We start from the raw sequence: 25,984 nt of genomic DNA, 5'->3' as shown, positions 1-25,984 counted from the left end.
GTCAGGCCGCCTCACGCTCCGGCATGATCGATGCCTTCAATGGCTGCGCCTCGCGGCTGGCGGCAGTTTCGTGGATCCACTGCTTGAGAACGGCGGCAACACGCTCCTCATCCATGTCGATCATCTGTTCCAGACGCAGCTTTGCGGGCATGCGCATGCGCTGGCGAAGATCGCTGAGGCTCGTCTTCATCTGGTCGGCATAGGCCTCGGGCCCGCCAATGACGGCCTGCACGCCGTCACCTGCCGTTTCGCCACCGACGAAATTCGGCATTGCCATTTCACTGGTCTCGCGGACAGCCACTTCCGTGCCTGCAGGCTTGGCATTCTGGTCACGCAGCAGCGGGCGCAGACCGAACCAGATCAGGAGACCAACGGCTGCAAGAATGGCCAATGCATTGACATAGGAACCGCTCTGGCGAAGCACCGTATCGGTCCATGGTGTTGAGACCGGCTCCATGTCTGCACCAGCAGGATCGAGGAAGTTCACCGCCGTCACGTTGATGACGTCGCCGCGATCCGCATTGAGACCGGCAGCGGTTGCGACGAGGTCGCGAATCTTGGTGATCTGCTGATCGACGAAATTGGCAGGCGGTGGTGTGGTGCCTGCGGTTTCCAGAAGGCGGGCCTGATCGATGACCACCGCGATGGACAGCCGCTTGACGGCATAGCCGTCGCTGACGGTGGAGACCGTCTTGCTGTTCATTTCGTAATTGGTCAATTCCTCGCGGCGGTCGGTCTTTTCCGTCGAGCTTTCGCCGTTGCGGTTCTGGATTTCTTCCTGCGGGATGTTCTGTTCCACGCCAGTTGCATTGTCGTTGCGATTGTTGCGGGAATCGCCGCTTTCGCGGACAACACGCACGGAACGCTCAACGCGGGATTCCGGATCATAGGTCGTCTCGTTGATCTGGCGGCGGTCCGTATCGAGCACGGCCTGAACGCTCGTCTGGAAATGGCCCATGCCGAGATAAGGCGCCAGCGCCTTGCGGATGCTGTCATCTACATTGCCTGCAACCTGCTGTTCCAGCGAAGCGGTCATGAGAGCAGCGCCATTGGCGGCCTCGCCTGCCGATGCCAGCAAGCGACCGTTGGTGTCGAGAACGGTGACGGCGGAAGCATCGAGCGACGGAACGGCGGCGGCGACCAACTGGCGGATGGATTGGGCGGATTCGGCAGCAAAGCCGCCTTCGGCGCGAATGACCACCGAGGCGGACGGCTTCTGGTCACCACGACGGAACGACCCTTTTTCTGCCATGACGATGTGAACGCGGGCAGCTTTCACGCCACGGATGGCCTGGATGGTGCGGGCGATTTCGCCTTCGAGCGCACGCACGCGGGTGATTTCCTGCATGAAGGAGGTGAGGCCGAGCGACCCCATATTGTCGAACAGTTCGTAGCCGGCATTGTTGGAGGTCGGCAGGCCCTTTTCGGCCAGATACATACGGGCATTTTCCGCCTTGCCAATCGGCACGAGGATGGACGAGCCATCGGCTTTCACATCGAAAGGAATGCCTGCTTCGCCGAGCGCGAGGCCCATGCGGTTCACGTCGTCACGCGACAGACCGACATAGAGCGTCTCATAGGACGGGCGGCCGAGATAGATGCTCGTATAGAGGATCGCGCCCATGAGTGCCGCGCCCACCAGTCCGAGCGCCACGAGTTTTCGCGCGCCGAGCTTGCCGAGCGTACCCTTGAGCTGTTCGATCAATTGCTGGAAATTCTGCTGCATCCACACCACCGCCATCATGATGGATGCAAACTAGCCCGCGAAGCTTGCGCGAAAGTGGCGGCTGACGAAGCAGGCGCTTTCAGAGACAGGGCGCGCGCAAAGAATTGGGGCGCGGAATAAATCCCGCGCCCCGTTTTCCGCCCAAAGACATCCGATCCGATCAGGTCGGTTCGGATGCGAACCCCTGATTTACCTGAGAACTCGCGAGCGCCGGCAACCCGGCGCCCTTGCTGTTTACCCAGATTAGCCGCGGAACAGCGACAGGATCGACTGGCTCGAGGAGTTGGCGATCGACAGAGCCTGAACGCCGAGCTGCTGCTGAACCTGCAGAGCCGACAGACGTGCCGATTCCTTATTCATGTCAGCGTCAACGAGCTGGCCAACGCCCTTTTCGATGGAGTCGGACAGGTTCGAAACAAAATCCTTCTGCATGTCGATGCGGGACTTTGCTGCGCCGAGTTCAGCCGCGCCGTTGGCCATCTTGCCCATTGCGGTTTCGATAGTGGCCAGGAAGTCTTCGATATCGGCGTCAGTTGCCGCAGTTTCAACGTCGATTACCATGACGTCTTCAAGAACGCCACCAGCGGTGCCATCAGCCTTGGTCAGAACGAGATTGGACGTATCGACGTCGATTTTACCAACCGTAACCGTGCCGTTCGATGCGCGATCATACGACGAAACAACGCTGAAACCAGCGGCTGCGCCTGCAGTGTCGGTCGCGAGCAGGTTCGAACCAGCGTAGTTCGCACCCTTGGCTGTGCTGCTCAGCTGATCGATCATCACCTTGATTTCGGCCTGGATCTTTTCCTTGTCGGAAGCGCTCGAACCGATCGCGGAAACAACCTTTTCCTTGATCTTGTCTACGACTTCGATGGCCTTGTTCATGGCGGTGTAAGCGGTGTCGATCTTACCGGCGCCGAGACCAAGAGCGTCCTGAACGGCAGAGTTTGCCTTGTTGTCAGAACGCATCGTGGTTGCGATCGACCAGTAAGCAGCGTTGTCGGCTGCTTCACCAACGCGCAGACCCGTGGAAATACGGCCCTGAGTCGTTTCCAGCGAACGGTTCGTCGAAGCGAGGTTCTGGAGAGCGGTCAAAGCGGAAGAATTAGTCAGAAGACTTGCCATAGTTTTTTGCCCCTTGGGAAAAACAATCTGAGGGACAGGCCGGATTTTTAGATTACCGGCATGGTAGAGCGGCATCATGCCTATTGCCGCGTAACGCGCGGAAACCCACCATGAGGATCGTCGTAAGCTCGAAATATTAAGAGATTACTAAATAATCCGCTCAAATTTTAATTGAAGCTTTCTTTTTCATCAAGTGGGTTCCTGGCAGATCGACGCGATCCGCCGATCCAAACTTATCCTCACCCCTGATGTTCTCTTTATGTTCCGTAAGTGTCAACTAATGGAGGAAAGATCATGCTTCGTTTTTCAATTCTGGCTGTTTCACTCATCTCCGCTTCAGCCGCATTGGCCGATAATCAGATAACGGTGAACTGGATCAACAATGCAGGCAAATCCATCAATTATACGCAAGGTGCATGCAATCCAGACGGAAAGTGTACGCGACCGTCGACGATTGCGAATGGTGCAACGGGCGTCCTCACACACAAGGCAGAAGATGATACATATCTGCGTTCGATGATTGCGCGGTACCGCTATTCCGACAACACCGTTTATAAGTCGTGTCAGTTGACGGTTTATGCTGAAGGACCGAGCTTCACTAACCCCGCGCCCGGATGCAAGGCGTCGGGTTATAGTCGGCATTTCATGAAATCTGATGGTACCGGCAGCAGTCCCACCTGCACTCTTGTGGCCGAAGAAGTCAATCATGACACCTGCGACTACAATTTGACCGTCCGTATCAACAACTGAACTTAACAACGAGCTGCGGTGTGTCAGCTCGTTCCTGTTTTTACGAAAAGGATCGTATCAGACTTCCGACCAAAATATTCCAGCCATCGATCAGCACGAAGAACAGAATCTTGAACGGCAGCGAGATCACCGTCGGCGGCAGCATCATCATGCCCATGGACATGGTAAGCGTCGCCACAACAAGATCGATCACCAGAAATGGCAGTACGATCAGGAAGCCGATTTCAAAGCCGCGCCGCAGTTCCGAAATCATGAAGGCGGGAACCAGCACGCGGAAATCGACGATACCGTCATCGCCGGTACGGAACGACGGATCGGCGAGATCTTCAAAGAGTCGCAGGTCCTTGTCGCGCACCTGTCCCATCATGAATTCACGGAAAGGCTGCGATATTTCGGTGAAAGCTGCCTGCTGCGTGATTTCATTGCGCATCAAGGGCTGCACACCATTGTTCCAGGCGCGGTCGAAGGCGGGCGCCATGACGTAGAACGTCATGAACAGGGCAAGAGAAATCATCACCATGCTGGCAGGCGCGGTCTGGAGGCCAAGGCCCGAACGCAACAGCGAAAACGCGATGGCGAAGCGCGTGAAGCTCGTCACCATGATGAGCAGGCCTGGCGCAATGGACAGCACCGTCAGAAGCCCGAACAACTGTACGATCTGACCGCTCGCAGCGCCGCTTCCCGCAGGCAGCAGGTTGTCGAGCGTCAGCGCCTGTTGCGCCTGGGCGGAGATGGTGAGAGCGAGCGTCAGGATGACGCCAAGGCCGAGAGTTTTCTTCATTCCACCACCAGCGCCGAGATGAAGATACGATCAACCGCACCTTCCGAACGCAGGCGCGCACGTTCTTCCAAATCGGAGCGCAGATAGGCAAGCCCCGCCGCGCCTTGCAATTGCATGAGGTTGACGCTGCGCAGGAAGCTCAGGAAATCGTCGCCGACGCTTGCCGCCATCGCTGCCGGAATTTCATGCCCTGGCTTTGCCACCAGTGAAGCTTCAAGACGCACCCATGTATTCTGCGGGATGCCGAGATTAGTGATGATCGGTTGCAAGGGTACGACAGTGCCGATGGCGCGCGATTCGAAATCACCGCGTTTCGGCTTGTCTTCCTTGCCGGAAGGCTTGGCCGATACGAGCTGATCGGCGGAAATCATACCGCCCAGATACCAGCCGCCGCCGCCAGCGATAACGGTCAGGACCGCGACAGCCATAAGCAACCCCGTCAAGGAACTCTTCGCCTTGCCATCCTTTTCCGTTGCCGTCGTATCGCTCATGCCAGCCAACCTAGAAAGGAGAAATCTGATCGAGAATCTGCTGGCCGTAAGGCGGCTGCTGAATCTCGCTCAAACGACCGCGACCGCCATAGGAAATGCGGGCCTCGGCAATCTTGTCGTAGGAAATCGTGTTACTGCCCGAAATATCGCGCGGACGTACGACACCTGCGACATTCAGCACGCGCAGCTCGTTATTGACGCGTACTTCCTGCGATCCACGGATAATCATGTTTCCATTAGGCAGCGTGTCGGTGACGATGGCCGCGACCTGCAGGCGGATATCTTCACTGCGCTCGATGGTGCCCTTGCCCTTCGATTTGCTGTCGGAATGGGTATTGACCGATGCGTCCATATCGCCACCAGCGCCAGCACCCGTGCTGCTGCTTGTGGCGAAAGAACCGCCGGCACCGTAGATGCCCTTCGACACACGCTCGCGATCCGTCTTGTTGTCCAGATTGGCGCGATCATTGATGGAAATGATGACGGTCAGAACATCGCCCGGCGTAGCCGCGCGCGGGTCCTTGAAGAAATTGGTCGAACGCTGATCCCAGAGCGAATAGGACGCCTTGCTCGGGCGCGCCGGATAGCCGTTGAACTGCGGATTGTTCTGCATACCAAGATGAGCCGCGACCGGTGACAGGTCGGGTGCCCGACCGATTTCCTCCGGCTTGGTGGCACAACCGGCCAGTAGAATGAGTGTCGCTGCTGCAAGAGTCGCTTTGTTCATGCTGTTCTTCATTGAACTGTATTCCCGGACTGCGCCGCGGCGCGCTGATCCTTCACAGCCTGCGCCGCGGTCGTCGTGCGCTGCGAACCGACGATGACGCGCGCCAGCTTCGCCGCCTTTTCCGGCGGCATTTCATTGAGGATGATGCTGGATACGCGCGGATTGAGCTTGAGGATCAGGGCTGCCGCCGCTTCGTCGCCGATGAGCGTCATCTGTGCTGCCGCTGCTTCCGGCTTCATTTTCGAAATGATATCGACCAGCGAATCCTGTGCCTTGCTGACGAACTCGTCACGGCGCTTCAGCCACATTTCATATTCCCGGCGCTTTTCCTCAAGCGCACGCATCCGCTCCTCGACATCGGCCTTCAGCTCGGTCAACTGCTTGGCCTGCAACGCATAGCGGGCGTCTGCCGCCTGGTCATCGATGTTGCCGCAGAACTTGCGGATCTCATCGAGATTGCCAAGCGGCGGCGAAGAGGCAAGCTGCTGTGCCGCCGATGCTTCGACCGGCACTGGAGCAGGCATCGCCGCCTGCTGCGCAAAAGCCGGGGCAGAGGCCGTCAGAAACAGCGCCACTGCCGAACCATACCGGATCATTCTATGAGCCATGGTCATTGCACCACCAGTTCCGCATGAAGTGCGCCGGATGTCTTGATAGCTTGCAAAATCGCGATAATGCCGGTCGGCTTCACGCCGATCTGGTTCAGGCCCTTCACCAGATTTTCAAGATTGGCGCCGGTCAGAATGCCGATCTTGGCATTCTGCTGATTGACGGCGATATCGGTGTTCGGTTCGAAAGCCGTTACACCGTCGCTGAATGGCTCAGGCTGAACAACCATCGGGGTTTCTGTTACACGAACCGTCAGACTGCCATGGCTGATCGCCACTTTGGAAATGCGGACCTTCTCGCCGATGACAACGGTTCCGGTCCGCTCATCGACCACCACCCGCGCCACTTCATCTGTCGTGATCGGCAGGCCTTCAAGCTCTGCGAGGAAACGGGCGGCAGGAACATTCTTCGGGCGCGACAGGCGGATCGTCTTGGCATCACGCGCAATGGCAACACCGCGACCGTAGCGGCGCTTGGCGAAGATATTGATCGTATCGGCGGCGCGCACGGCAGTCGTGAAATCGGGATCGCGCAACTCGACGATCATTTCGCTGTCCTTGCCGAAATTACCCGCCACTTCGCGCTCGACCAGCGCGCCATTCGGGATGCGACCGGAAGTCGGCACGCCCTGCGTCACGGTTGCGGCTTCACCTTCCGCTGAAAAGCCGGACACAATCATATTGCCCTGAGCAACGGCATAAATCTGGTTGTCTGCACCCATGAGCTGGGTCATGACCAGCGTGCCGCCCTGCAGCGACGTGGCATCGCCGAGTGACGAAACCGTCACATCGATGCGCGAACCGGCACCGGCAAAAGCGGGCAGATTAGCCGTCACGATGACCGCCGCCGTATTCTTCGAACGGGTGGAGTTGCGCGGCGCGCTGATGCCGAGATTATCCAGCATGGCGCGCATGGATTGTTCTGTGAACGGCGAATTGCGCAGGCTGTCACCGGTGCCCTTGAGGCCGATGACAAGACCGTAACCGACTAGCTGGTTTTCACGCACACCCTGAATGGTGGCGATATCCTTCAGGCGCGCAACCGCGCTGCCCCGGCCAAGCTCCGCATAGGACATTTTCGACGGATCACCGCCGGAGCCAAGCCAATCGGCATCGGCATCCACTGCGGAACCGAATTCCCGCGCATTCTTCGACGACTCATCAGCAAAGCCCGCGACGGGCTGGAAAATGAGTGCCAAAGCGGTGATAAGGACGGCGCAAATCTTTCGCAGAGCCTGAATCCAAAAGCGGCAGGCCGAGGCGAAAATGGTGATTTTCGAGTACCGGAGCGCAATGTACTGAACGTACATGAGCACCGGAACGCAGAAAAGCGCCATTTGCAGACCGGTATGGCGACTTTTGGAACAGGCTCTCACTGCATCCCCACCTGAATGCGACCATTGGCCAGCACCGTGCCGGACACGATGATGCCGCTGTCGACGTTACGAACCTTGATGAAATCGCCAGCCGCCCCGGATTCAAGCGGCGTGCCCATGGCGGTTATGGTCAGCGTACCGGCGGTAAAGACCAGCGGTGCCGGAACCCCGCGCGTGACCAGAGACGGCTCGCCCAATGCCGACACGAGGATCGGCTTGCCGGGAAGCAGCGTCTTGCGTGCCACCTTGCCTGCCGCCTGATCCGTTGAAAGCACATATTGGGTTGCCGCCGGTGCATTGATGAAGAACTGCTTTTCCAGAAGTGCGGTGTCGCTCACGATCTGGCCGGGATAGACGGTGGCCGAAGGCACAACAAAAGCGATACGGTCCGCCGCACCGGCGCCAGCCATTGCGGCAAGCAGGAAGCCACCGGCAAGAGCCAGCCTTTTCTTTTGAAAGATCGCCTTCACACAGCCCATCGCCATCACCGTCAGCGCAAGTTCTTCGACACGGTTGCCGCCATCTCGTCGGCAGCCTGGATAACCTTGGAATTCATTTCATAGGCACGCTGCGCCGTGATGAGATCGGTGATTTCCTTCACCGGATCCACATTCGACGCTTCGAGATAGCCTTGCTTGATCGAACCGTAGCCCGGATCACCCGGAACGCCGACCAGCGGACCGCCGGAAGCTTCCGTCTCGCGGTAGAGATTGCCGCCAAGCGGCTCCAGACCAGCTTCATTGGTAAAATTTGCAAGGGTTAGCTGGCCGAGGTCGACCTGATTGACCTGGTCCTGCAGCTTCGCGAAAACCTGTCCCGTATCGGTGACCGTCACTTCAACAGCATCTGGCGGAATGGTGATCGCCGGTTCAACCGGATTGCCGTCGAGCGTCACGAGCTGGCCATCGGCGTTCTTGTTGAACGCGCCAGCGCGCGCATAAAGCGTCTCGCCGGTCGGGCTTTGAATCTGAAACCAGCCCTTGCCGGTCAAAGCCAGATCGAATGGATTGCCGGTCTGGTTGAAACTGCCCTGCATGTGGAGGTTTCGCACCGCCGCCGTCTGCACGCCGAGACCAACCAGCGCACCTTCCGGCACGATGGACTGGTTCGCCTGATTGGGCACGCCTGCCGTCCGCTCGGATTGATAAAGCAGATCGGAGAATTCGGCGCGCGCGCGCTTGAAGCCGGTTGTGTTGATATTGGCGATGTTGTTGGCAATCACTTCCAGATTGAGCTGCTGGGCGTTCATGCCGGTGGCGGCAATCGTCAGGGCTTTCATGGCGTATCCTTAGCTGCCGTAAATCAGATTGGCATGCGGCTGATTTCGAGATAGGCCTGCACGATCTTGTCGCGGATCGCGATGGCCGTCTGGAGAGACTGTTCGGCTTCCATGACGGAGCTGACCACATCGCGCACCGGCGCATCGCCCTTGATGCCCTGAATGGAGGTTGCCTCCGCCGCCTGCAGCTTTTGCCCGACGGAATCCGTCATCTGCGACAGGACTTCGCCGAACGAAGCACCGGGAGCGGCCGGAACAGCCTGCGGCGCGGAAGCCGAACCCACACCCGTTTCGGCAACGGTTTCCGACAGGCGCGACAGGGCATTGCGCGCCGAAATGCTCATGATCGAGTCGTACATTATGTGCTCCTCAGGAGATCGATGGTCATGGAGATCAGCTCACGGGCTTGTTTCACGACCTGCAAATTGGCTTCATAAGAACGGTTGGCTTCACGCATGTCCGCCATTTCGACGACCATGTTGACATTTGGATAGCGGACATAGCCGCGCTCATCCGCTGCGGGATGGCTCGGCTCGTATTGTTCGATAAAGGCCGATGTGTCCTTGCCGACTTCGGCAATGCGAACTTCAGCCGCGCCAGTGCCCTGCTCCAGCTCGGTGCGGAAGGAAACCGTCTTGCGGCGATAGGGATCCGCGTCGGCGGTCTTGGCGGTCGACTGCGCATTGGCGATATTTTCGGAAACGATGCGCAGACGCGTCGATTGGGCCGAAAGGCCCGACGCTGCGATCTTCAATGTGTTTTGCAAGGCATCGGAAGACATAGCTACCCCTTCGCGACCGAAAGCATCATGCGATGGAACGCCTTGACGATGCTTGTGTTGAGCGAATATTCGCGGGCTATTTCACCGGCTTTCATCATTTCCTGTTCGACGTCGACCGTATTGCCGGAATGGGTCTGCTCGGTGATGTCATCCGGGCGCAGGCGCGCACCGGCGATCCCGTCCGCCTCGGCTTCCAGATGCAGGGGGCTGGTGGCAGCCATGGTGAGCTGCGTCTTGTCCAGCACATCTGCGAAGGGTTGCACGTCCCGCGCACGGAAATCCGGCGTGTTCGCATTGGCGACATTGCCCGCAACGGTGGCCTGTCGAACCGACAACCACTGTGCCTGCCTTGCAGCCAGATCGAAAAGATGAATGGAGCTCATTGAGTATCCCGCCTTTATAGTTCGTTAACTTAAAGGCCGGAACTTGCGTCAAGCTTGCGCAGGTTAGGGCAGTAGGGCAGTAGGGCAGTAGGGCAGTAGGGCAGTAGGGCAGTAGGGCAGTAGGGCAGAGAAGGATATGGCCGGAGCGGTCATCCGCAATCAAAAACACATTCCTTTTTCACATACTGCCCTATTGCCTTATTGCCTTCTCCTTATTTCCGCATCTCAATCACATCGCCCGATGAAGTCGTGAGCTGCCATGTGCCCGCACCACGACCGATTGAAACAAGGTGACTGCCGTCCGGCAGCAGCGAACCTTTTTCGACAAACCAGTAGCCTGATGTATCCTCGATCATCGCCATGCCGCCGACAACCTCGCGCAGTGCGAAAACCGGCTTCGGGAAAGCCTGCCCTTCCCCGCTTCCGTCGCCGCCATTACCCATACCGGTTCCCGGAAGACCCTTGCCGTTCGACATGACGGAGCCCGTCATCGTATTGTCTACATCCGCATCCGGCGCGGCCTGTTCGGACGGACGGAATGAGGGGAAACGGCGCACCGTTTTCTGCTCCGAACGGTCCAGCGGATCGATGATCTTGCGCTCGGCCTTTTCGGGCGAACCCAGATCGACCCGCTGAAGATAGGTGACGAAAGGCAGCATCGCGCTTCCGGCAGCGAGTGTGATGGCCGCGATCTTCAGATAGCGGTCCACCTTGCTCTGCGGTTTCTTCATGCCTTCCTGTCGTGCAGCGGCCTCGACCTCCGCCGTCAGGTCTGCAAGGAGTTTCTCTTCCTTTGTCTTGCGAAAGCCCGTCATCATGCGTGTTGCGCCTGTCTGTCGCCGCGCAGGGCTGCGGCAAGGTCGTTATAGGGATCGTCCGATAGGCCGGTTTCCGGCGATTGCTGCAAGGCTTCGTAAATGCGCGGCACAAGATCGACCGCCTGGTCGAGAAGGCCGTCATGGCCTTTCTGATACGCGCCTATAGCGCGCAGATCGCGGGTTTCCTCGAAACGGGCGACCATGCCACGTAGCTGGTTGACCAGCTTGCGCTGTTCCGGTGTCCAGTTGTGCTTTGCCAGACGCGAAACCGAACCCGGAATATCGACTGCCGGAAAGCGCCCCTGTGCTGCAATTGCGCGATCAAGCACGATGTGGCCGTCCAGCGTGCCGCGGATCGTGTCGGAAACCGGGTCGTTGTGATCGTCGCCATCGACCAACACCGAATAGATGCCGGTGATGCTGCCACCCGCTTCCGTGATACCGGGACCGGCCCGCTCCAGAAGGCGGGGTAGCTGGCTGAAGACGCTCGGCGGATAGCCGCGTGAAACCGGCGGTTCCTCGGCGGCAATCGCCACTTCGCGCGCCGCATGGGCAAAGCGCGTGACGGAATCGACGATCAGCAGGACATTCTGGCCGAGATCTCGGAAATATTCGGCAATGGCCGTCGCCGTGTTGGGCGCGAGGCGGCGCATCATCGGGCTTTCATCGCCCGTCGCCACTATCGTGATGGTCTTGTCGAGATGGCCCGCCATGGTTTCTTCCAGCATCTCGCGCACTTCACGTCCACGCTCGCCGGTCAGCGCCAATACTACCGTGTCGAAATCCGCCGCACGCGTCATCATGGCAAGCAGCGTCGACTTGCCGACGCCAGAGCCCGCAAAGATGCCAATACGCTGGCCGAAACAAAGCGGCGTGAAAATATCGATGACATTGACGCCGGTGCGCAAGCCCTTGTCGACACGCCCGCGACGCAGGGCTGCGGGCGCCAAGTTCTCGGATGCCATCGGCCGGGTGCCGGGTTGCAACACGCCCTTTCCGTCAACCGCATCGCCAAGCGCATTGATGACACGCCCGCGCCATTCCGGTGCCGGGCAGATGCTGAGCAGCCCTTCCTCGAACACCGCGGCACCGAGCGATGGAATGATGCGGTCGTCGAACGGTTTGACGAGCACTTGCGTATCCGCAACCCGGATGATCTCGGCAAGGCTCTGGCCGCCTTGTGCATGGATTGCCACCGCATCGCCCAAACGCGCATCACGCGAAAGCCCGCGCACGGCAATGGCCGAGCGCGACACGTCGCTCACCGTTCCGCCAATGCCGGTCAGTGGCTTGCGCGCCGCAGATTGCTGACGGGCAAAAGCGGCGAGACGCGAGAGCGGCAGGTCAGGCGTCATCCGTTTCTAGAGCCCAAGGTCTTGATGGCTTCAGAGACGGTGCTTTCCTGCTGCGACAACAGATTATTGACCTGTTCGAAAGCGCGGCTGACGCTGATAAGGCGTGTCATCTCCGTCATGGCATCGACATTCGAACCCTCGATCATGCCTTGCACGACGCCCACACTGTTGTCATCGACCACCGGTTGGGCGGGCTTGTTCGGGATCACACCGGACGTACCGGCATAGGTCAGGTCGGCATCGGCGGGAATCGTGAAGAGGCCGATGGAGCCGACCTGCGCACCGTTCTGATAGATCGCGCCGTCGCTCGAAATCTTCGGCGCACCACCACCCGGATTGAGCACGATAGGAGCGCCGCCGACATCGAGAACCGGATGGCCGGTAATAGAAACGAGATCGCCCGTCGGCAGCATGTTCATGCGTCCGTCACGCGTATAAATCTGTCCCTGCGGTGTCGAGATCGACATCCAGACATCGCCTTTGACCGCGACATCCAGCGGATTGTCGGTCTTGATCATCGGGCCTGCTTCGGTGCGGATGAAGCTCTTGCCCGCCGTGGCAAAACTGACGTCGTCACTGGCCTTGTTCGAAACGATGGTGTCGAACTTGGTGCCTTCGCCCCGAAAACCCACCGTAGAAACATTGGCGACGTTGTGGGCAATGGCATCCATCCGCCGTTCCAGCGTGATGAGCGACGAAAGCCCGACATAGATCGAATTATTCTGCATCGTCTAGCGCCCGCCCGGCTTGAAGTTCTGCAAGGTGCTCAGGATATCCATCGAAATGCCGACAGACGAGGTTCCGCCCAAAAGTAGGGACGCAATCGACGCCGGGCTGCTCGCCGTCGGATTGTTCATCTCATACATGGCGGTGAAGCGCGAAATGAGCTTCGATACATATTCGGGATCGGACATCTTGGTGAAGTCGATCTTCTCCGAGATCATCTTCGCCTGTTTGTCGATATCGGCATTGGATATGCTGGATGGCCAGCCGAAGGTCGTCTGGATCATCGACACCAGTGCCCTGTCACCAAGGATTTCGTAGGCATTGGTGATGGTCGGCGCCTTGCGTGCGAAATAAAGCGCAAGCCGCACGCCTTCATTCTGGCTTCCGGCTTCCGTCTCCAGCGTCTGGCGAAGATATTTGTCCACGACGCCTTGCTGCGCCGCAGTGCTCTCAGTCGCTTCCGCGCCCTTGCCTGCGAAATCGAAGACGGTCGCAAATTCCTTGTAGCGCTTGTCGGTCAGCTTGTTCGCCATGGCATCGTCGCTCGTGACGCCCTCGGTCAATATCTTGCGGACGAACGCCTTGGCGAAGGCCATGTCTTCCAGACCGAACGCCTTCATCGCGTAATTATAAAGGCGGCTATCGGCCATGAAATCATCGATGGATTTCACCTTGCCGATATTCTCCTTGTAGTAGGCGGTTTCCCGCTCCACCATCGGTTCCTTCGAAACACGCTGCAACGACCGCGCCATATCCGACGCAATCAGGCGATAGCTCGTCATCGTATCGACCATGCGCATGACCCCCTTCCGGTATTTCAATCCTTTATGAAAGACCAAGCTTGTCCGAAGCTGATTTTATTTGCGCGCTACAGACAAGGTTCGCGCAAGCCGCAGCGCTTAGGTTCCCGACAAAGAGAATGTACGGGAGTCTCGAGCTTTGGGCATTATTGTCGGTCTTGTCATCACACTGGGCTGTATGCTGGGCGGCTTTATCGCCATGGGCGGACATGTCAGCGTGCTTATCCAGCCTTGGGAGTTCGTCATCATTCTGGGTGCCGCACTCGGGACCTTCTTCATCGCCAACCCTTTCTCGCTCGTGAAAGACACGGGTCGCGCCTGCATGGAAGCATTCAGCAATGCGGTTCCAAAGCAGCGTGACTATCTGGACATTCTGGGCCTGCTCTACAGCCTGATGCGCGAGCTGCGCGCAAAGTCGCGCAACGAAGTGGAAGTCCACATCGACAATCCGAAGGAATCGTCGATCTTTCAGGCCTATCCGAGCGTATTGAAGAAAGAGGACCTTACCCATTTCATCTGCGATTATTGCCGCCTCATCATCGTCGGCAATGTGCGCTCGCATGAAATCGAAGCACTGATGGACGAGGAAATCCACACCATCGCCCGCGACAAGCTCAAGCCCTACCAAGCAATGGTCAGTATTTCCGAAGCTCTGCCTGCGCTCGGTATCGTGGCCGCCGTTCTCGGCGTCATCAAGGCCATGGGCGCGCTGGACCAGTCGCCGGAAGTGCTGGGCCATCTGATCGGCGCTGCCCTTGTCGGCACCTTTGCCGGTATCTTTTTCTCTTACGGCGTGGTCGGCCCGATCGCAGCCAAGATCAAATCGACCCGCGAAAAGAACAATCGTCTCTACATCGTCGTGAAGCAGACGCTCCTCGCCTATATGAACGGTTCCCTGCCGCAGATCGCCGTGGAGTATGGCCGCAAGACCATCTCTGCCTATGATCGCCCGACCATCGACGTGGTCGAGCAGGAAACCATGGCAAGCGCGCCGACCCAGCAGGCGGCGTAAGATGACGACATTGGGGCAAAACCGCAAAACCGATGTTCTGGCCGAGAATCTGCTGCGTGCAGCGGGCCTTTCGGGCGACGATTTGAAATCGCTTGCCCATGTGTTCAAGGATGCCTCGACACATTTCTGCGACCGGTTGAAACATGGCAGTGCCGCTGCATTCGACATTGAAGCAGGCCAGGTGGAAAGCACCGACGATGCTGCCTTTGCCGACATTCTCGACAAGGCGGCGATCATCGCGCCGCTGAAGGCCGAGCGCTGGGGCTGTACGCTCTACCTCACTGCCGATGCTGCGCTCGTTTTCTCCGTGATTGAAGCGATGTATGGCGCACAGGGTAATATGGGTAGCGTCGATGACGAGCGCCCGTTCGGCATGCTGGAACACAAGATTTCTGCGCTGCTTGCCGGTCATCTTGCCGGTTCGCTCGATCAGGTTTTTGCCGGAAACGGAAAGACGCTTTTCATTCCCGGTGAATGCACCGACACGGCTGAATTCGACCGTGAGAATTTCGAGCGCTCGCGCCTTTTTGTATGCCGCATCGATGTCACTGCCGCAGGCAGAACCGGGCAGGTTCATCTGCTTTTGCCGCGCAGCACACACAAGCCGATGCAGGATGCAGTCGCAGCCTTTCTGCGCCGTCCGATGGATCAGGCCGATCCGACCTGGGCGAAGAAGATGCGGCAGGAAGTCAGCCGTGCACGCATCGAACTCGAAGCTTTCATCCAGCAGGGATCGATGACGCTGGACGCATTGTCGATGCTTGAAATCGGGCAGGTTCTGAAACTGCCCGCCGACGCCATGGAACAGGTGCGCCTGCGCGCCGGCGATCAGCAGCTTTTCAAGTGCACGCTCGGCAAATCCGGCATTCATTTCACAGTCAAGGTCGGCGACCCGGTCAATCAGGAAGAGGATTTCATCGATGAGCTTGTTGCTGGCTAACGTGCTTTCCACAATGATGGCTCTTGCCTCACTTGCTGCGCTCATCGTGGTTGGCCGCAAGGCCAACGAGACGATTAAGCTCGGCAAGCTGCTGGCGCTGCGTGTTGCCGCCGCTTCCAACGGGTTGGAACGTGCCGTTAAGGCGATCCAGAGCGAACGCACCGATCTTGGCACTGCTTTGGCCGACGAAAACAACAAGCTAGAAGCCCGCCTTGCCGAAACGCAGCGTGTGCGCCGCGAAATGGACGAGGCAATCGAGGAACTGAACCGGCTGCGCAAGGCGCTGACCCGCGACATCCGCCATGCGCGCAATGTCGCCGACAGCGCGCCGCAACGGCAAGAAAAAATCGCGACCCCCACCGAACAATCGCTCCCGAAGGAAAAGAACGCGCTGCCGGTTTTCGTGCGTCGCGCGGTTCGTAAAGCTACCGTCGAACTTGCGGGGCAGGCATGAGCGCTGACAACAAGGACAAGAACATGCAGCAGGAACTGGACGAAGCCATTGAGGAACTGCGCGAGGAAAAGCCGCGCAGCACGCAGAAGGGTCCATCCAAGCCCAATCTTGAACTTATCATGGGCATCCCGGTCGATGTTCAGGTCGTTCTTGGCGGCACGACCATGCCGGTTGCCAATCTGATGAAGCTCGGCCGCGGCGCGGTCATCACGCTCGACAAGCAGATCGGCGATCCAGTCGATATCGTGGTCAATGGCCGGGTCATCGCTCGCGGCGAAGTTATCGTTCTAGAAGACGATTCCTCGCGTTTCGGTGTCAGCCTCACCGAAATCATCGGCAAGTAACAGACGCACTGCGGGTATTCTCATGACAGGCACTTCGACCGAAAACGAGCAGCAAGCCCTGGCCGAAGACGGCTCCACCGGGCTTATCGATACGTTGACCGGCTCTCAAAAAGCGGCGGCGATCCTTGTTGCCATCGGACGCCCCGCCGCCTCGCGTCTTCTGAAGCACTTCAATGCCGAGGACCTGCGCAAACTTGCCGGTCATGCTCGCACGCTGGAGCCGATTTCTCCGCTCGATTTCGAACAGCTCGTCAAGCAGTTCGAGGACTCCTTTGCCGAAGGCGCGCCGGTTTCGGAAGCCGCCCAGCGGTTCGAAGGCCTGTTGCGCGAAGCGCTGCCGCAGGAAGAGGTCGATGCCGTTCTGGAAGACCGCGTCCAGCCGCAGCTCGTTCAGGAATCCGTCTGGGTACAGCTCGGACGCTTGCCCGTGGAAAGCCTGCAGGCCTATCTGACGGACCAGCATCCGCAGATCATCGCCTATATCGTGTCGAAGCTGCCTTCCGACCTTGCAGCGCGGCTGTTCGTTGTTCTGCCGCCACAGTTACGCAATGCCGTCGTGCAGCGCTCGCTTCATATCGGCAATGTGGCACCAGCGGCTGCCGAACTTCTCGAAGACGTGCTGCGGCGCGACCTTCTCGGTCGCGGCGACGCCGGACCGGTCAAGGCTCATCACGGCCAGATCGCCAATATCTTCAACCAGCTCGACAGAAGCGAGATGGAAGAACTGATGGCGAGCCTCGAGGATCTCAACCGCGACGATCTCAACCGCATCAAGGCCAAGCTCTTCACCTTTGAAGATATTGAGCGCCTGTCGCAGCGCGCGCGCCTGCTGCTCTTCGATGAAGTGCAGACGGAACAGATCGCAACCGCGCTGCGCGGAGCCGACACGAGGCTTCAGGAACTCGTTCTCTCGTCGCTCTCGACCCGGGGACGCCGCATGGTGGAAACCGAGCTTGGCGCCGAGCAGGGCAACATAACCGCGCAGAACATCGCCGATGCGCGCCGCACGATCGCCCGTATCGCCATCGATCTTTCCGAGCGCGGTATCATCACCCTCGACGCTGGCGAAACCGCAGCCTAATCCCTGTGTGACCCATGGCAGATGATGCTGACAAGGAAAGCAAAACAGAAGAAGCCACCGAGCAGAAGATCCGCGACGCCTTGGACAAGGGCAATATGCCCTTCTCCCGTGAAACGCCGATCCTCGCCGGTATCGCTTCCTTTCTGATTATCGCGGTCTTTGTCGCAGGGCCTGCCACCACGAAGCTCGCCGTCTTCCTGCGTGAGCTGATCGACCGCCCCGAGGACTGGCTCCTCAACAGCGCAGAAGATGCAAGCCGTCTGTTCGGCGTGCTGGCGCTGGCTGTCGGCGCAGCGCTGGTGCCGGTTTTCATCATCATTCCGCTTGCCGGTATTGCGGCCTCCGCATTCCAGAACGCACCGCGTTTCGTCGGCGAACGCATCCGGCCACAGGCATCGCGCATATCCCCGCTCAAAGGCTGGCAGCGCATTTTCGGACGCGCCGGCCAGGTGGAATTCCTCAAATCGCTGGCAAAGTTTCTGGCTGCAAGCGTTATCGTTTTTGTCGTTTTCTTCAACGGTAACAGTCTTTTCACCGATGCGGTCGCTTCAGACCCCAGCGCCTTGCCGGAATTCCTGCGCGAGAACATGGTGCGTCTGCTCGTCGCCAATGTTCTCGCGATCACGGCCATTGCGGGTTTCGACCTTGCCTGGTCACGTATTCACTGGCGGCAGGAACTGCGCATGACACGGCAGGAAGTCAAAGACGAACTGAAGCAGTCGGAAGGCGACCCGCTGGTCAAATCGCGCCTGCGTTCGCTTGGTCGCGACCGTGCCCGCCGTCGGATGATCAACACCGTTCCGACAGCAACGCTGATCGTCGCAAATCCGACTCATTTTTCCGTAGCACTGCGTTACAAGCCCGATCAGGATGCGGCCCCGATAGTCGTGGCAAAAGGACAGGATCTCATCGCATTGAAGATCAGAGAAATAGCAGCACAGCACTCCATCCCGATCTTCGAGGACGTTCCGCTCGCCCGTGCGCTCTATAAGCAGGTCAATGTCGACCAGATGATCGCACCGGAATTCTACAAGGCCGTTGCCGAACTTATCCGGGTGATCAATACCCGGCATGCGATACATTGATGGATAGCCATGGATTTTATATATTTCAAAACAGTGACAGCCTGTTCCTCCAGATCGGCGGTGAAACGATGAAGAGCCTGCAATTCTCGAACGAACGCGAGGCGATCATTGCCCAGAATCTGTGTGAGGTCGCGACCGATCTTCGCCTGGTTGATCCGGCGGATTACATTGCCTTCATACGCTGCGAGCTTTTTGCCAATATCGCCGATATCGTCAGCTCAGCCACCGAGCTTTATTTCTTCCCCGGCACGCTGGAGCTCGGCCACGGCGGCGAATATCTCTGCGACTGGCAGTCAGCACCTGCCATCGTGCTCGACATGGAGTTTCGCAATCAGGGCGTCTATGCCTATTTCCGCCTGACGCTGACCGACAAGACGGCTGGTGTGGAGCTGAACCACATCGCGTTCGAGGATGCGGACGAAGATCCGGCCAAGAACACCGCACGGCTCGCCAACGCATTTGACGCCGCGCGCCTTCCACTTAGAAAAAGGGCCTGAAGCATTTCCAGCAAAGGTGCGAAGCGGTTTTGCGCACGGCAAATGCGGGGAGAAAATACCTCAAACACCGGATGCATGAAACATCCGGTGTCGTTGTCATTTTATATGGCTGCCGACATTACATCAGATGGTGGACTTCCGGCATTTCGATAATGCCGAGCGAAAGCGCGGTCGCCACTGCCGAAGTACGGTTGGAGCAGTTAAGCTTGATCTTCGCATTCTGCAGATAGGTCACGACAGTCCAGCGCGCGATGCTCAGAATTTCTGCGATCTCTCCGTCTGTCTTGCCGCTTGCGGCCCAGCGCAGGCAATCCACTTCACGCGGAGTGAGAAGGCTTGCGACAGTCGCAACATCCTTACAGCCGCACAGGGCGGAATGAATGATCCCGGACAGGCTCAAAAGCCGCGGCCGAAGCTTGGCCACAAACTGTTCGCGATCCTCATCCGGGCTGATATCGAAGCTGAACAAGCTGCATCCCACCGCGCCCTTCTGGCTGCGGGCCGATACGGCAATGAAAATATTGCCCAGCCCGTGCTTCTCGGCGTCCTGCAACAGTTCGGCGATATCAGGGCACTGGTCGGCATCTTCCTGAAGATCGCGAACAATGCCGCTGGCATCGTTCTGGAAATAAGGCGCATCTTCCTGAAAGATCGGATCGATGACGAAATAGTTCTTGGTGGAGTACCGCGCGGCCCAGTTTGTCGGCACGGTCATCACGACCGTAAGATCTGCGGAATTGGTCTTTGCACAATCACCCATCCGTCCGCGATAGGTGTGCATGATGTGGCGGCAACCGATCTCGTCGCGAATTCGCGTCAGGAGAGCAAGTGTGTCGCTTTGGAAAGCCGTTCCAAAGAAGGTCTTTTTGAAATTCGGAAAATGAATGAGGTCGAGTGTCATTTCTACAATATCCTTGGTACTCAAGCCCAAGCGCTATTATTTTACTGTATTTGGAATATCAGCGAATCATAGCTCAAAAGCTCTTCAATCATTTATGAGTGACATAAAAAATGGGGTCTCTGACAACCCGCAATTAATGGATTGCAAACCATTACACACAAAAAACAATGTAGAAATTAAGGCTCTCTTGAGAAATTTATAAGTCTAAAAGCCAAATAAGTATCACTCGACCGCTTCCTGAAGATCAGTTGTTCTCTTTTTGAACACTTCTTTGATTTCGACCGTAGGCACGGTAGAAAAAATCGATCGCCAGATCAACGTTCTCGCGAATCGTTTCGGCTGACGGCGGTTCCGGCAACGCGCCAAACAGGCGGGGGCGATAAAGGCCGGATAGAAACAGATCAGAAAGACTATATGCCATCTTTTCGGGATCGAAAGGCTCCAACTCGCCGTTCTGGATCATGTCCTTGAGATAGTCGGCCATAAGGACGAGGCTGCGCTTCGGCCCACGCTCATAGAAGCGGGCTGCAAGCTCCGGCTTGCGCTCGCTGACGCCCAGAACAATGCGCTGCGCACGCACCGCCGTCGACGACGTTATCAACGTGACCAGCGCCACGCCGAAATCGGTCAACTGCTGGCGAGAATTGAACCCCTTGTCGAGTTTTGCAATCAGTTCACGAAACATTGTATCGCGATAATGTTCGCAAAGGGCTACAAACAGGTCTTCCTTGCTGTTGAAGTAGACGTAGATCGTGCCCTTCGAGACGCCAGCTTCGCGCGTGATGTCGTTCATGCTGGCTGCATCGAACCCCATACGCAGGAACACATCCTGAGCGCCTTCAAGGATTTGGCGGCGTTTGGCAGGGTCCTGACCGGCGCCGAGCCGTGTGCGACCGCATTCCGTTTCGGAACCGGACGATTTGCCATCACCGGGTCGACTGACGTTTTTCTCATCATGCCGGTTGCGGTCATGCATCATCGTATCGGTTGTTCCTTTGGTGTTGCGATCGGGTTTCATTTCACAAGACTCTTAACTTTTTTCGAACCAAGCGGTTCGATACCCTCTTGATATGCGCATCTTATTGATTTATGTCAACATCGAACCGAGCGGTTCAATCCGAAGGATGTGCAGAAAGTTTCCCCTATGTCCGCCCCGAAGTCCGTTGATAAGGCCGATATTCATCCGTTCCCCAACGCCAAGAACTTCGCCTCGGCAACCCAGCCGGCGACAAGTGAGGCGCCTGTGAACGAAAGATCGCAGCCCCATACTACGCCGAGCCCGCAGGAAACCACCCCCAATGAAACCGCCAAGGGCGGCAAGAAGAAGGGCTTTGGCAAACGCGTCCTTCTCCCCGGCATTCTGGCGGTCGCGGTCGCTGGCGGCCTCTGGTTCGGCTACAACTGGTGGACGGTCGGACGTTTCATGGTTTCGACCGATGACGCCTATGTACAAGGCGACATCGCGTCCATCGCACCGAAGGTTACCGGCTACATCGAAAACATCCCGGTGGCGGCCAATCAGCAGGTGAAGGCTGGCGATGTGATCTTCCAGCTTGATGCGGGCGACTACCAGATTGCGCTCGACGAAACCGAAGCCAAGCTCGCAACCCAGCAGCAGACGCTCGTCCGCATCAAGGCGGAAACCGATGCCGCGCAGGCGCTGCTCCTGCAGGCAAACGCCGACAAGCAGGCCGCAACGGCTGTTCTGACCAACGCACAGAACACGATTGCACGCGTGCAGAAGCTTCACGCAACACGTTTCGTCGCGCAGGCAGATCTCGACACGGCCCAGTCCTCGCTCGACCAGGCTCGCGCCAAGCTCGCAGGAACGGACGCACAGATCGCTTCCGCCAAGGCCAATATCGAAGTGCTCAATGCCCAGTATAGCGAAGCCGAAAGCACGATGAAATCGCTGGAACTTGCCCGCGACAAGGCAGCGCGCGATCTTTCCTTCACGGCGCTGCGCGCACCGTTCGACGGTGTGATCGGTAATCTTGCCGGTAAGAAGGGTGATCTCGTTTCACCGGGCCAGAAGATTGCGGCACTCGTCCCCGTCAATGAGCTTTATATCGATGCGAACTTCAAGGAAACACAGCTCGCAAAGATCAAGACCGGCGAAACCGCGCATATCTATGTCGACGCAATCGACGGCACGAAGTTCGACGGCAAGGTCGCGTCCATCGCACCAGCTTCGGGAGCAGTGTTCTCGCTGCTGCCGCCGGAAAATGCGACCGGCAACTTCACCAAGATCGTGCAGCGCGTTCCCGTGCGTATCATGATCCCGAAGGAGGCGCTGGAATCCGGCAAGATCCGCGCAGGCCTGAGTGTCGTGGTCGATATCGATACGCGCACGGCACCTGAAGACAAAACGAACTGATCAAGTTCGGCAGATTAGAGCGGTTCCAGTTGAAACGGAATTGTAGAACCGCTCTATCTCTTTGTTTCTACGCATTATCCGACGCTAAGCCGCTTTGCACTTTTGGCTCGGAAATGCCCTAACTGAAATAACAGATGGCGGCGCGGCAAAACGGCTTCGCACCGCCCCTTTCTTCCATTCCGGAGTGCGCCGTCATGGCTGCAGACACGACAATGGGGCCAATGGTCCCGGCAGACGACCGCATCGACCCCAAGAAGGCATTCGCCTTTCTGGCCATGGTGTTTGGCATGTTCATGGCAATCCTGGACATTCAGATCGTCTCGGCGTCGCTTGCTGAAATCCAGGCCGGTCTGAGCGCCAGTTCTGACGAAATCTCCTGGGTCCAGACGTCGTATCTGATCGCGGAAGTCATCATGATTCCGCTATCGGGTTTCCTTGGGCGCCTGTTGTCGACGCGCGTTCTCTTCACCATTTCGGCTGCGGGCTTTACCCTTGCCAGCGTGCTCTGCGCGACGGCGACCAACATCGAGCAGATGATCGTCTACCGCGCCATTCAGGGCTTTATCGGCGGCGGCATGATCCCCAGCGTTTTCGCAGCCGCATTCACCATCTTCCCGCCTTCAAAGCGTTCGATCGTCTCGCCGATGATCGGCCTCGTGGCAACGCTTGCGCCGACCATCGGCCCCACGGTCGGCGGCTATCTCAGCCACGCCTTCTCCTGGCACTGGCTGTTTCTGGTCAATGTCGGCCCTGGCATTCTCGTCACCATCGCCGCATGGAACCTCATCGACTTCGACGAGGGCGACAGCTCGCTTTTGAGCAAGTTCGACTGGTGGGGGCTTGCGGGTATGGCAGCATTCCTCGGCTCGATGGAGTATGTTCTGGAAGAAGGACCGCGCAATGACTGGCTGCAGGACAATGCGATCTTCATCCTGACGATCATCATGACGGTTGGCGGTATTCTCTTCTTCTTCAGAGCCTTTACGGCAGAAGAGCCCATCGTGGATTTGCGCGCCTTCAAGAACGTCAATTTCGCATTCGGCTCGCTGTTCTCCTTCGTGATGGGTGTCGGCCTCTATGGCCTCACCTATCTCTATCCGCTCTATCTGAGCAGCGTTCGCGGCTATGACGCCCTCATGATCGGCGAAGCGCTCTTCGTCAGCGGCCTTGCCATGTTCTTCACCGCGCCGCTCGCGGGCTTCCTGTCCAACAGGATGGACCCGCGCCTGATGATGATGATCGGTTTTCTCGGTTTCGCGGCAGGCACCTGGATGGTGACCGGCCTCACTGCCGACTGGGATTTCTACGAATTGTTACTGCCGCAGATACTGCGCGGCTGTTCGCTGATGCTGTGCATGGTGCCGATCAACAATCTGGCGCTCGGCACGCTGCCGCCTGCCTTGCTGAAAAACGCATCTGGCCTATTCAATCTGACGCGTAATCTGGGCGGCGCCGTCGGCCTTGCTGTGATCAACACGATCCTGACCCGCCGTGGCGACATGCATTATGAGCGTCTGGCCGAGCACGTTCGCTGGGGCAATGCCGAAGCTGAGAAGATGATCGCCAACCTGACGGCCAAGTACAACGCGGCTGGCATGGATGGGGCGACAATCGCCATTTCCAAGCTTTCCGGCATGGTGCGCCAGCAAGCGACCCTTTTGTCCTTCATCGACGTGTTCTTCATCCTTACGATGATGTTCTGTTCGCTCGCCGTCTGCGCCATCATGCTGCGCAAACCAAAACAGGTTGCCGGTGGCGGTGGGGGACATTAGAGCGCGTTTCGTCCGAAAGGCATTTCACACCTTTCGGACGCGCTCTGGTTCGCCCCTGTCATAGTTTCATTCGAAACCCGCAAGGGTTCGCCCGTCTTTCGGAAATTTTCGTTTACCCCCCATATCCGACATTGATGCCGCGCTGGGACAAACCGTTGTCGCGCAGGGAAAAGCCTCTCGCAGAATTATGACAGTGACGAATTCACTGTCACATTTCTTGTCATAAAAATGCTACTCCCGCTAACGGATGAATTGCTAAGTCCCTGAAAACGTGTTTCACTTTCCGCCGCTGGCAGTTTGTGACAAACCATAAACTGTCATCCAACCGTCATGTAGGGCGGGTATCGGGAATGCGCGAGCACCGGAATCGACCGGGGGCGTTCGCCGGACCTTAAACAGGGGAGTCAAAAAATGCTTGCTTACACAGCGCGTCTGCTGTCGCTTTCGACGGCAATCGCCGTTGCCGGGGTTTCCATCGCCGCTGCTGAACCGTCAGCCGAACTGATCGCCGCTGCCAAGGCAGAAGGCGAACTGACGACAATCGCGCTCCCGCATGACTGGTGCGGCTATGGCGAAGTCATCCAGAGCTTCAAGGACAAATACGGCCTCAAGGTCAACGAACTGAACCCGGACGCCGGTTCGGGCGATGAAATCGAAGCCATCAAGGCAAACAAGGACAACAAGGGCCCGCAGGCTCCTGACGTCATCGACGTCGGCTTTGCCTTCGGCGCATCAGCCAAGAAGGACGGCCTCATCCAGCCATACAAGGTTGCGACCTGGGACGAAATTCCAGACAGCGCCAAGGATGCCGAAGGCTACTGGTACGGCGATTATTACGGCGTCCTCGCATTCGAAGTGAACAAGGACATCGTCAAGGACATCCCGCAGGATTGGGAAGACCTTCTGAAGAGCGACTACGCAAACTCCGTTGCGCTTGCAGGTGACCCGCGCGTTTCGGCACAGGCTATCCTCGGCGTTCATGCCGCCGGTATTGCCCGTGGTGCGGAACCGGGCGAAGCCGCAGGCAAGAAGGGCCTTGAATTCTACAAGGAACTGAATGCCAACGGCAATTTCGTTCCGGTCATCGGCAAGGCTGCTTCGCTGGCACAGGGCTCGACCCCGATCGTCATCCGCTGGGACTACAATGCGCTCGCTGACCGCGACACGCTCAAGGGCAACCCGGAAATCGAAACCGTCATTCCGAAGTCCGGCGTTATCGCTGGCGTGTATGTTCAGGCGATCAGCGCCTACGCACCGCATCCGAACGCTGCGAAGCTGTGGATGGAACACATCTATTCGGATGAAGGCCAGCTCGGCTATCTGAAGGGCTACTGCCACCCGATCCGCTTCAACGCGATGGCGAAGGCTGGCAAGATCCCGCAGGAACTGCTGGACAAGCTGCCACCGGCAGCAGCCTATGAAAAGGCGATCTTCCCGACGCTGGAACAGATCGAGGCCGCACAGACCTCGATCACCAAGGAATGGGATAGCGTCGTGGGCGCGAACGTACAGTAAGCGCGCCTGTCGCATCGAACACATATCGCGTCGGCCTTACACGGTCGGCGCGATATCAAAGCGGCTTTCATCTGTGTCGCCGGTCCTCTTTTCCAAACAGCGACACGCTCTTTGGCAAACAGGATGCGCATCCCGAAAAGTGCGAAGCGATTTTCGGAAAAGATGCGGGTAAAAACAAATGGATAGAGCATTTTCAATGATTCAATCAAAACAGGAAATGCTCTAGCTATTTCCGGCAGGGGCGAATGGCAGCCCTGCTGATCGCAAAAAATAAAAACAA

The 25,984-nt window shown here is 57.9% G+C and carries 29 protein-coding genes; 11 read left to right on the top strand and 18 right to left on the bottom strand.

Annotated elements, in window-relative coordinates; translation table 11 throughout:
• Position 1: 1 nt before the first annotated feature.
• Together fliF and FIB18_RS17040 are read right to left on the bottom strand one after the other, a co-directional pair.
• The gene (fliF, locus tag FIB18_RS17045) at positions 2-1,741 is read right to left on the bottom strand and encodes a flagellar basal-body MS-ring/collar protein FliF (protein ID WP_140021874.1); all 1,740 of its coding nucleotides are present in this window, start codon (positions 1,739-1,741) and stop codon (positions 2-4) included.
• Positions 1,742-1,969: 228 nt separating this feature from the next.
• The gene (locus FIB18_RS17040) at positions 1,970-2,851 is read right to left on the bottom strand and encodes a flagellin N-terminal helical domain-containing protein (protein ID WP_140021838.1); all 882 of its coding nucleotides are present in this window, start codon (positions 2,849-2,851) and stop codon (positions 1,970-1,972) included.
• A gap of 294 nt (positions 2,852-3,145) precedes the next feature.
• On the opposite strand from FIB18_RS17040, the gene FIB18_RS17035 reads away from it, so the two are divergent.
• Positions 3,146-3,601 carry a hypothetical protein gene (locus tag FIB18_RS17035; RefSeq protein WP_140021837.1) on the top strand — a complete coding sequence of 152 codons (456 nt, stop codon included), beginning with the start codon at positions 3,146-3,148 and terminating at the stop codon, positions 3,599-3,601.
• A gap of 40 nt (positions 3,602-3,641) precedes the next feature.
• On the opposite strand, the gene fliP is transcribed toward FIB18_RS17035, so the two are convergent.
• The 14 genes from fliP to FIB18_RS16965 form a co-directional block, all read right to left on the bottom strand.
• Positions 3,642-4,382 carry a flagellar type III secretion system pore protein FliP gene (gene fliP, locus FIB18_RS17030; protein WP_140021836.1) on the bottom strand — a complete coding sequence of 247 codons (741 nt, stop codon included), beginning with the start codon at positions 4,380-4,382 and terminating at the stop codon, positions 3,642-3,644.
• Positions 4,379-4,873, bottom strand: a complete 495-nt coding sequence (locus FIB18_RS17025) for a flagellar basal body-associated FliL family protein (protein WP_140021835.1) — start codon at positions 4,871-4,873, stop codon at positions 4,379-4,381. Before FIB18_RS17025 ends, fliP begins: the two co-directional genes overlap by 4 nt.
• A gap of 10 nt (positions 4,874-4,883) precedes the next feature.
• A complete protein-coding gene (flgH, locus tag FIB18_RS17020; RefSeq protein ID WP_140021834.1) occupies positions 4,884-5,612 on the bottom strand; it encodes a flagellar basal body L-ring protein FlgH in 729 nt (242 codons plus the stop codon).
• On the bottom strand, positions 5,609-6,214 hold the full coding sequence (locus FIB18_RS17015) for a MotE family protein (protein WP_140021833.1): 606 nt from the start codon (positions 6,212-6,214) through the stop codon (positions 5,609-5,611). Before FIB18_RS17015 ends, flgH begins: the two co-directional genes overlap by 4 nt.
• A complete protein-coding gene (locus FIB18_RS17010; RefSeq protein WP_174977447.1) occupies positions 6,211-7,545 on the bottom strand; it encodes a flagellar basal body P-ring protein FlgI in 1,335 nt (444 codons plus the stop codon). The genes FIB18_RS17015 and FIB18_RS17010 overlap by 4 nt, the downstream gene beginning before the upstream one ends.
• A 35-nt stretch (positions 7,546-7,580) precedes the next feature.
• Positions 7,581-8,063: a flagellar basal body P-ring formation chaperone FlgA gene (flgA, locus tag FIB18_RS17005; RefSeq protein ID WP_140021832.1), complete on the bottom strand. Its 483-nt coding sequence runs from the start codon at positions 8,061-8,063 to the stop codon at positions 7,581-7,583.
• An 11-nt stretch (positions 8,064-8,074) separates the two neighbouring features.
• Positions 8,075-8,863 carry a flagellar basal-body rod protein FlgG gene (gene flgG / locus FIB18_RS17000; RefSeq protein WP_012093514.1) on the bottom strand — a complete coding sequence of 263 codons (789 nt, stop codon included), beginning with the start codon at positions 8,861-8,863 and terminating at the stop codon, positions 8,075-8,077.
• A gap of 23 nt (positions 8,864-8,886) precedes the next feature.
• Positions 8,887-9,222: a flagellar hook-basal body complex protein FliE gene (locus FIB18_RS16995; protein WP_140021831.1), complete on the bottom strand. Its 336-nt coding sequence runs from the start codon at positions 9,220-9,222 to the stop codon at positions 8,887-8,889.
• Entirely contained in the window at positions 9,222-9,644 is a 423-nt protein-coding gene (gene flgC / locus FIB18_RS16990; RefSeq protein ID WP_140021830.1) for a flagellar basal body rod protein FlgC, read from the bottom strand. Before flgC ends, FIB18_RS16995 begins: the two co-directional genes overlap by 1 nt.
• Positions 9,645-9,646: 2 nt before the next feature.
• On the bottom strand, positions 9,647-10,027 hold the full coding sequence (flgB, locus tag FIB18_RS16985) for a flagellar basal body rod protein FlgB (RefSeq protein WP_061347652.1): 381 nt from the start codon (positions 10,025-10,027) through the stop codon (positions 9,647-9,649).
• Positions 10,028-10,239: 212 nt separating this feature from the next.
• Positions 10,240-10,845: a hypothetical protein gene (locus tag FIB18_RS16980; protein ID WP_140021829.1), complete on the bottom strand. Its 606-nt coding sequence runs from the start codon at positions 10,843-10,845 to the stop codon at positions 10,240-10,242.
• On the bottom strand, positions 10,842-12,200 hold the full coding sequence (gene fliI / locus FIB18_RS16975) for a flagellar protein export ATPase FliI (protein WP_140021828.1): 1,359 nt from the start codon (positions 12,198-12,200) through the stop codon (positions 10,842-10,844). The genes FIB18_RS16980 and fliI overlap by 4 nt, the downstream gene beginning before the upstream one ends.
• Complete coding sequence (gene flgF / locus FIB18_RS16970) at positions 12,197-12,928, bottom strand: flagellar basal-body rod protein FlgF (protein ID WP_140021827.1); 732 nt, start codon at positions 12,926-12,928, stop codon at positions 12,197-12,199. Before flgF ends, fliI begins: the two co-directional genes overlap by 4 nt.
• Positions 12,929-12,931: 3 nt before the next feature.
• Positions 12,932-13,720, bottom strand: coding sequence for a DUF1217 domain-containing protein (locus tag FIB18_RS16965; RefSeq protein ID WP_140021872.1), 789 nt, complete (start codon positions 13,718-13,720; stop codon positions 12,932-12,934).
• A 145-nt stretch (positions 13,721-13,865) separates the two neighbouring features.
• Between FIB18_RS16965 and motA the strand changes: the two genes are divergently transcribed.
• The 7 genes from motA (at position 13,866) to FIB18_RS16930 (ending at position 19,139) form a co-directional block, all read left to right on the top strand.
• Positions 13,866-14,738, top strand: coding sequence for a flagellar motor stator protein MotA (gene motA, locus FIB18_RS16960; protein WP_140021826.1), 873 nt, complete (start codon positions 13,866-13,868; stop codon positions 14,736-14,738).
• A 1-nt stretch (position 14,739) separates the two neighbouring features.
• Complete coding sequence (locus FIB18_RS16955) at positions 14,740-15,678, top strand: FliM/FliN family flagellar motor switch protein (RefSeq protein ID WP_140021825.1); 939 nt, start codon at positions 14,740-14,742, stop codon at positions 15,676-15,678.
• On the top strand, positions 15,659-16,132 hold the full coding sequence (locus FIB18_RS16950; protein WP_140021824.1) for a BAB2_0123 family type IV secretion system effector: 474 nt from the start codon (positions 15,659-15,661) through the stop codon (positions 16,130-16,132). Before FIB18_RS16955 ends, FIB18_RS16950 begins: the two co-directional genes overlap by 20 nt.
• On the top strand, positions 16,129-16,476 hold the full coding sequence (gene fliN / locus FIB18_RS16945; RefSeq protein WP_061347645.1) for a flagellar motor switch protein FliN: 348 nt from the start codon (positions 16,129-16,131) through the stop codon (positions 16,474-16,476). The genes FIB18_RS16950 and fliN overlap by 4 nt, the downstream gene beginning before the upstream one ends.
• A 22-nt stretch (positions 16,477-16,498) precedes the next feature.
• The gene (locus FIB18_RS16940) at positions 16,499-17,557 is read left to right on the top strand and encodes a flagellar motor switch protein FliG (RefSeq protein WP_140021823.1); all 1,059 of its coding nucleotides are present in this window, start codon (positions 16,499-16,501) and stop codon (positions 17,555-17,557) included.
• Positions 17,558-17,571: 14 nt separating this feature from the next.
• Complete coding sequence (gene flhB / locus FIB18_RS16935; protein WP_140021822.1) at positions 17,572-18,642, top strand: flagellar type III secretion system protein FlhB; 1,071 nt, start codon at positions 17,572-17,574, stop codon at positions 18,640-18,642.
• Positions 18,643-18,710: 68 nt separating this feature from the next.
• On the top strand, positions 18,711-19,139 hold the full coding sequence (locus tag FIB18_RS16930) for a hypothetical protein (RefSeq protein ID WP_140021821.1): 429 nt from the start codon (positions 18,711-18,713) through the stop codon (positions 19,137-19,139).
• Between the two features lie 118 nt (positions 19,140-19,257).
• Here FIB18_RS16930 and FIB18_RS16925 read toward each other — a convergent pair whose 3' ends face one another.
• The gene (locus tag FIB18_RS16925) at positions 19,258-20,040 is read right to left on the bottom strand and encodes a helix-turn-helix transcriptional regulator (RefSeq protein ID WP_140021820.1); all 783 of its coding nucleotides are present in this window, start codon (positions 20,038-20,040) and stop codon (positions 19,258-19,260) included.
• 244 nt (positions 20,041-20,284) lie between these two features.
• Positions 20,285-21,058 (bottom strand): TetR/AcrR family transcriptional regulator, encoded by a 774-nt coding sequence (locus FIB18_RS16920; protein ID WP_140021819.1) that lies wholly within the window; start codon positions 21,056-21,058, stop codon positions 20,285-20,287.
• Between the two features lie 126 nt (positions 21,059-21,184).
• On the opposite strand from FIB18_RS16920, the gene FIB18_RS16915 reads away from it, so the two are divergent.
• The 3 genes from FIB18_RS16915 (at position 21,185) to FIB18_RS16905 (ending at position 25,704) form a co-directional block, all read left to right on the top strand.
• Positions 21,185-22,417: an HlyD family secretion protein gene (locus FIB18_RS16915; protein WP_140021818.1), complete on the top strand. Its 1,233-nt coding sequence runs from the start codon at positions 21,185-21,187 to the stop codon at positions 22,415-22,417.
• A gap of 194 nt (positions 22,418-22,611) precedes the next feature.
• Positions 22,612-24,189 (top strand): DHA2 family efflux MFS transporter permease subunit, encoded by a 1,578-nt coding sequence (locus tag FIB18_RS16910; RefSeq protein WP_140021817.1) that lies wholly within the window; start codon positions 22,612-22,614, stop codon positions 24,187-24,189.
• 411 nt (positions 24,190-24,600) lie between these two features.
• Complete coding sequence (locus FIB18_RS16905) at positions 24,601-25,704, top strand: ABC transporter substrate-binding protein (RefSeq protein WP_140021816.1); 1,104 nt, start codon at positions 24,601-24,603, stop codon at positions 25,702-25,704.
• Positions 25,705-25,984 lie beyond the last annotated feature (280 nt).

The organism is Brucella pecoris, assembly GCF_006376675.1.
Classification (GTDB): domain Bacteria; phylum Pseudomonadota; class Alphaproteobacteria; order Rhizobiales; family Rhizobiaceae; genus Brucella; species Brucella pecoris.
Note: the sequence above shows the minus strand (reverse complement) of the source record. Positions and strands in the feature narration are given on the sequence as shown.

Bases quoted from the DNA above. Each gene is read 5' to 3' on its own strand.
- FIB18_RS16915 (WP_140021818.1), top strand. From the start codon at position 21,185: ATGTCCGCCCCGAAGTCCGTTGATAAGGCCGATATTCATCCGTTCCCC.
- FIB18_RS16920 (WP_140021819.1), bottom strand. From the start codon at position 21,058: ATGAAACCCGATCGCAACACCAAAGGAACAACCGATACGATGATGCAT.
- fliN (WP_061347645.1), top strand. From the start codon at position 16,129: ATGAGCGCTGACAACAAGGACAAGAACATGCAGCAGGAACTGGACGAA.
- FIB18_RS16980 (WP_140021829.1), bottom strand. From the start codon at position 10,845: ATGATGACGGGCTTTCGCAAGACAAAGGAAGAGAAACTCCTTGCAGAC.
- FIB18_RS16930 (WP_140021821.1), top strand. From the start codon at position 18,711: ATGAAGAGCCTGCAATTCTCGAACGAACGCGAGGCGATCATTGCCCAG.
- flgA (WP_140021832.1), bottom strand. From the start codon at position 8,063: ATGGGCTGTGTGAAGGCGATCTTTCAAAAGAAAAGGCTGGCTCTTGCC.
- FIB18_RS16910 (WP_140021817.1), top strand. From the start codon at position 22,612: ATGGCTGCAGACACGACAATGGGGCCAATGGTCCCGGCAGACGACCGC.
- FIB18_RS17035 (WP_140021837.1), top strand. From the start codon at position 3,146: ATGCTTCGTTTTTCAATTCTGGCTGTTTCACTCATCTCCGCTTCAGCC.
- flhB (WP_140021822.1), top strand. From the start codon at position 17,572: ATGGCAGATGATGCTGACAAGGAAAGCAAAACAGAAGAAGCCACCGAG.
- FIB18_RS16905 (WP_140021816.1), top strand. From the start codon at position 24,601: ATGCTTGCTTACACAGCGCGTCTGCTGTCGCTTTCGACGGCAATCGCC.
- fliF (WP_140021874.1), bottom strand. From the start codon at position 1,741: ATGGCGGTGGTGTGGATGCAGCAGAATTTCCAGCAATTGATCGAACAG.
- flgC (WP_140021830.1), bottom strand. From the start codon at position 9,644: ATGTCTTCCGATGCCTTGCAAAACACATTGAAGATCGCAGCGTCGGGC.
- FIB18_RS16925 (WP_140021820.1), bottom strand. From the start codon at position 20,040: ATGACACTCGACCTCATTCATTTTCCGAATTTCAAAAAGACCTTCTTT.
- fliI (WP_140021828.1), bottom strand. From the start codon at position 12,200: ATGACGCCTGACCTGCCGCTCTCGCGTCTCGCCGCTTTTGCCCGTCAG.
- flgF (WP_140021827.1), bottom strand. From the start codon at position 12,928: ATGCAGAATAATTCGATCTATGTCGGGCTTTCGTCGCTCATCACGCTG.
- FIB18_RS16955 (WP_140021825.1), top strand. From the start codon at position 14,740: ATGACGACATTGGGGCAAAACCGCAAAACCGATGTTCTGGCCGAGAAT.
- fliP (WP_140021836.1), bottom strand. From the start codon at position 4,382: ATGAAGAAAACTCTCGGCCTTGGCGTCATCCTGACGCTCGCTCTCACC.
- FIB18_RS17040 (WP_140021838.1), bottom strand. From the start codon at position 2,851: ATGGCAAGTCTTCTGACTAATTCTTCCGCTTTGACCGCTCTCCAGAAC.
- FIB18_RS16995 (WP_140021831.1), bottom strand. From the start codon at position 9,222: ATGTACGACTCGATCATGAGCATTTCGGCGCGCAATGCCCTGTCGCGC.
- FIB18_RS17010 (WP_174977447.1), bottom strand. From the start codon at position 7,545: ATGGCGCTTTTCTGCGTTCCGGTGCTCATGTACGTTCAGTACATTGCG.
- flgG (WP_012093514.1), bottom strand. From the start codon at position 8,863: ATGAAAGCCCTGACGATTGCCGCCACCGGCATGAACGCCCAGCAGCTC.
- flgH (WP_140021834.1), bottom strand. From the start codon at position 5,612: ATGAAGAACAGCATGAACAAAGCGACTCTTGCAGCAGCGACACTCATT.
- flgB (WP_061347652.1), bottom strand. From the start codon at position 10,027: ATGAGCTCCATTCATCTTTTCGATCTGGCTGCAAGGCAGGCACAGTGG.
- FIB18_RS16950 (WP_140021824.1), top strand. From the start codon at position 15,659: ATGAGCTTGTTGCTGGCTAACGTGCTTTCCACAATGATGGCTCTTGCC.
- FIB18_RS16940 (WP_140021823.1), top strand. From the start codon at position 16,499: ATGACAGGCACTTCGACCGAAAACGAGCAGCAAGCCCTGGCCGAAGAC.
- FIB18_RS17025 (WP_140021835.1), bottom strand. From the start codon at position 4,873: ATGAGCGATACGACGGCAACGGAAAAGGATGGCAAGGCGAAGAGTTCC.
- FIB18_RS16965 (WP_140021872.1), bottom strand. From the start codon at position 13,720: ATGGTCGATACGATGACGAGCTATCGCCTGATTGCGTCGGATATGGCG.
- FIB18_RS17015 (WP_140021833.1), bottom strand. From the start codon at position 6,214: ATGACCATGGCTCATAGAATGATCCGGTATGGTTCGGCAGTGGCGCTG.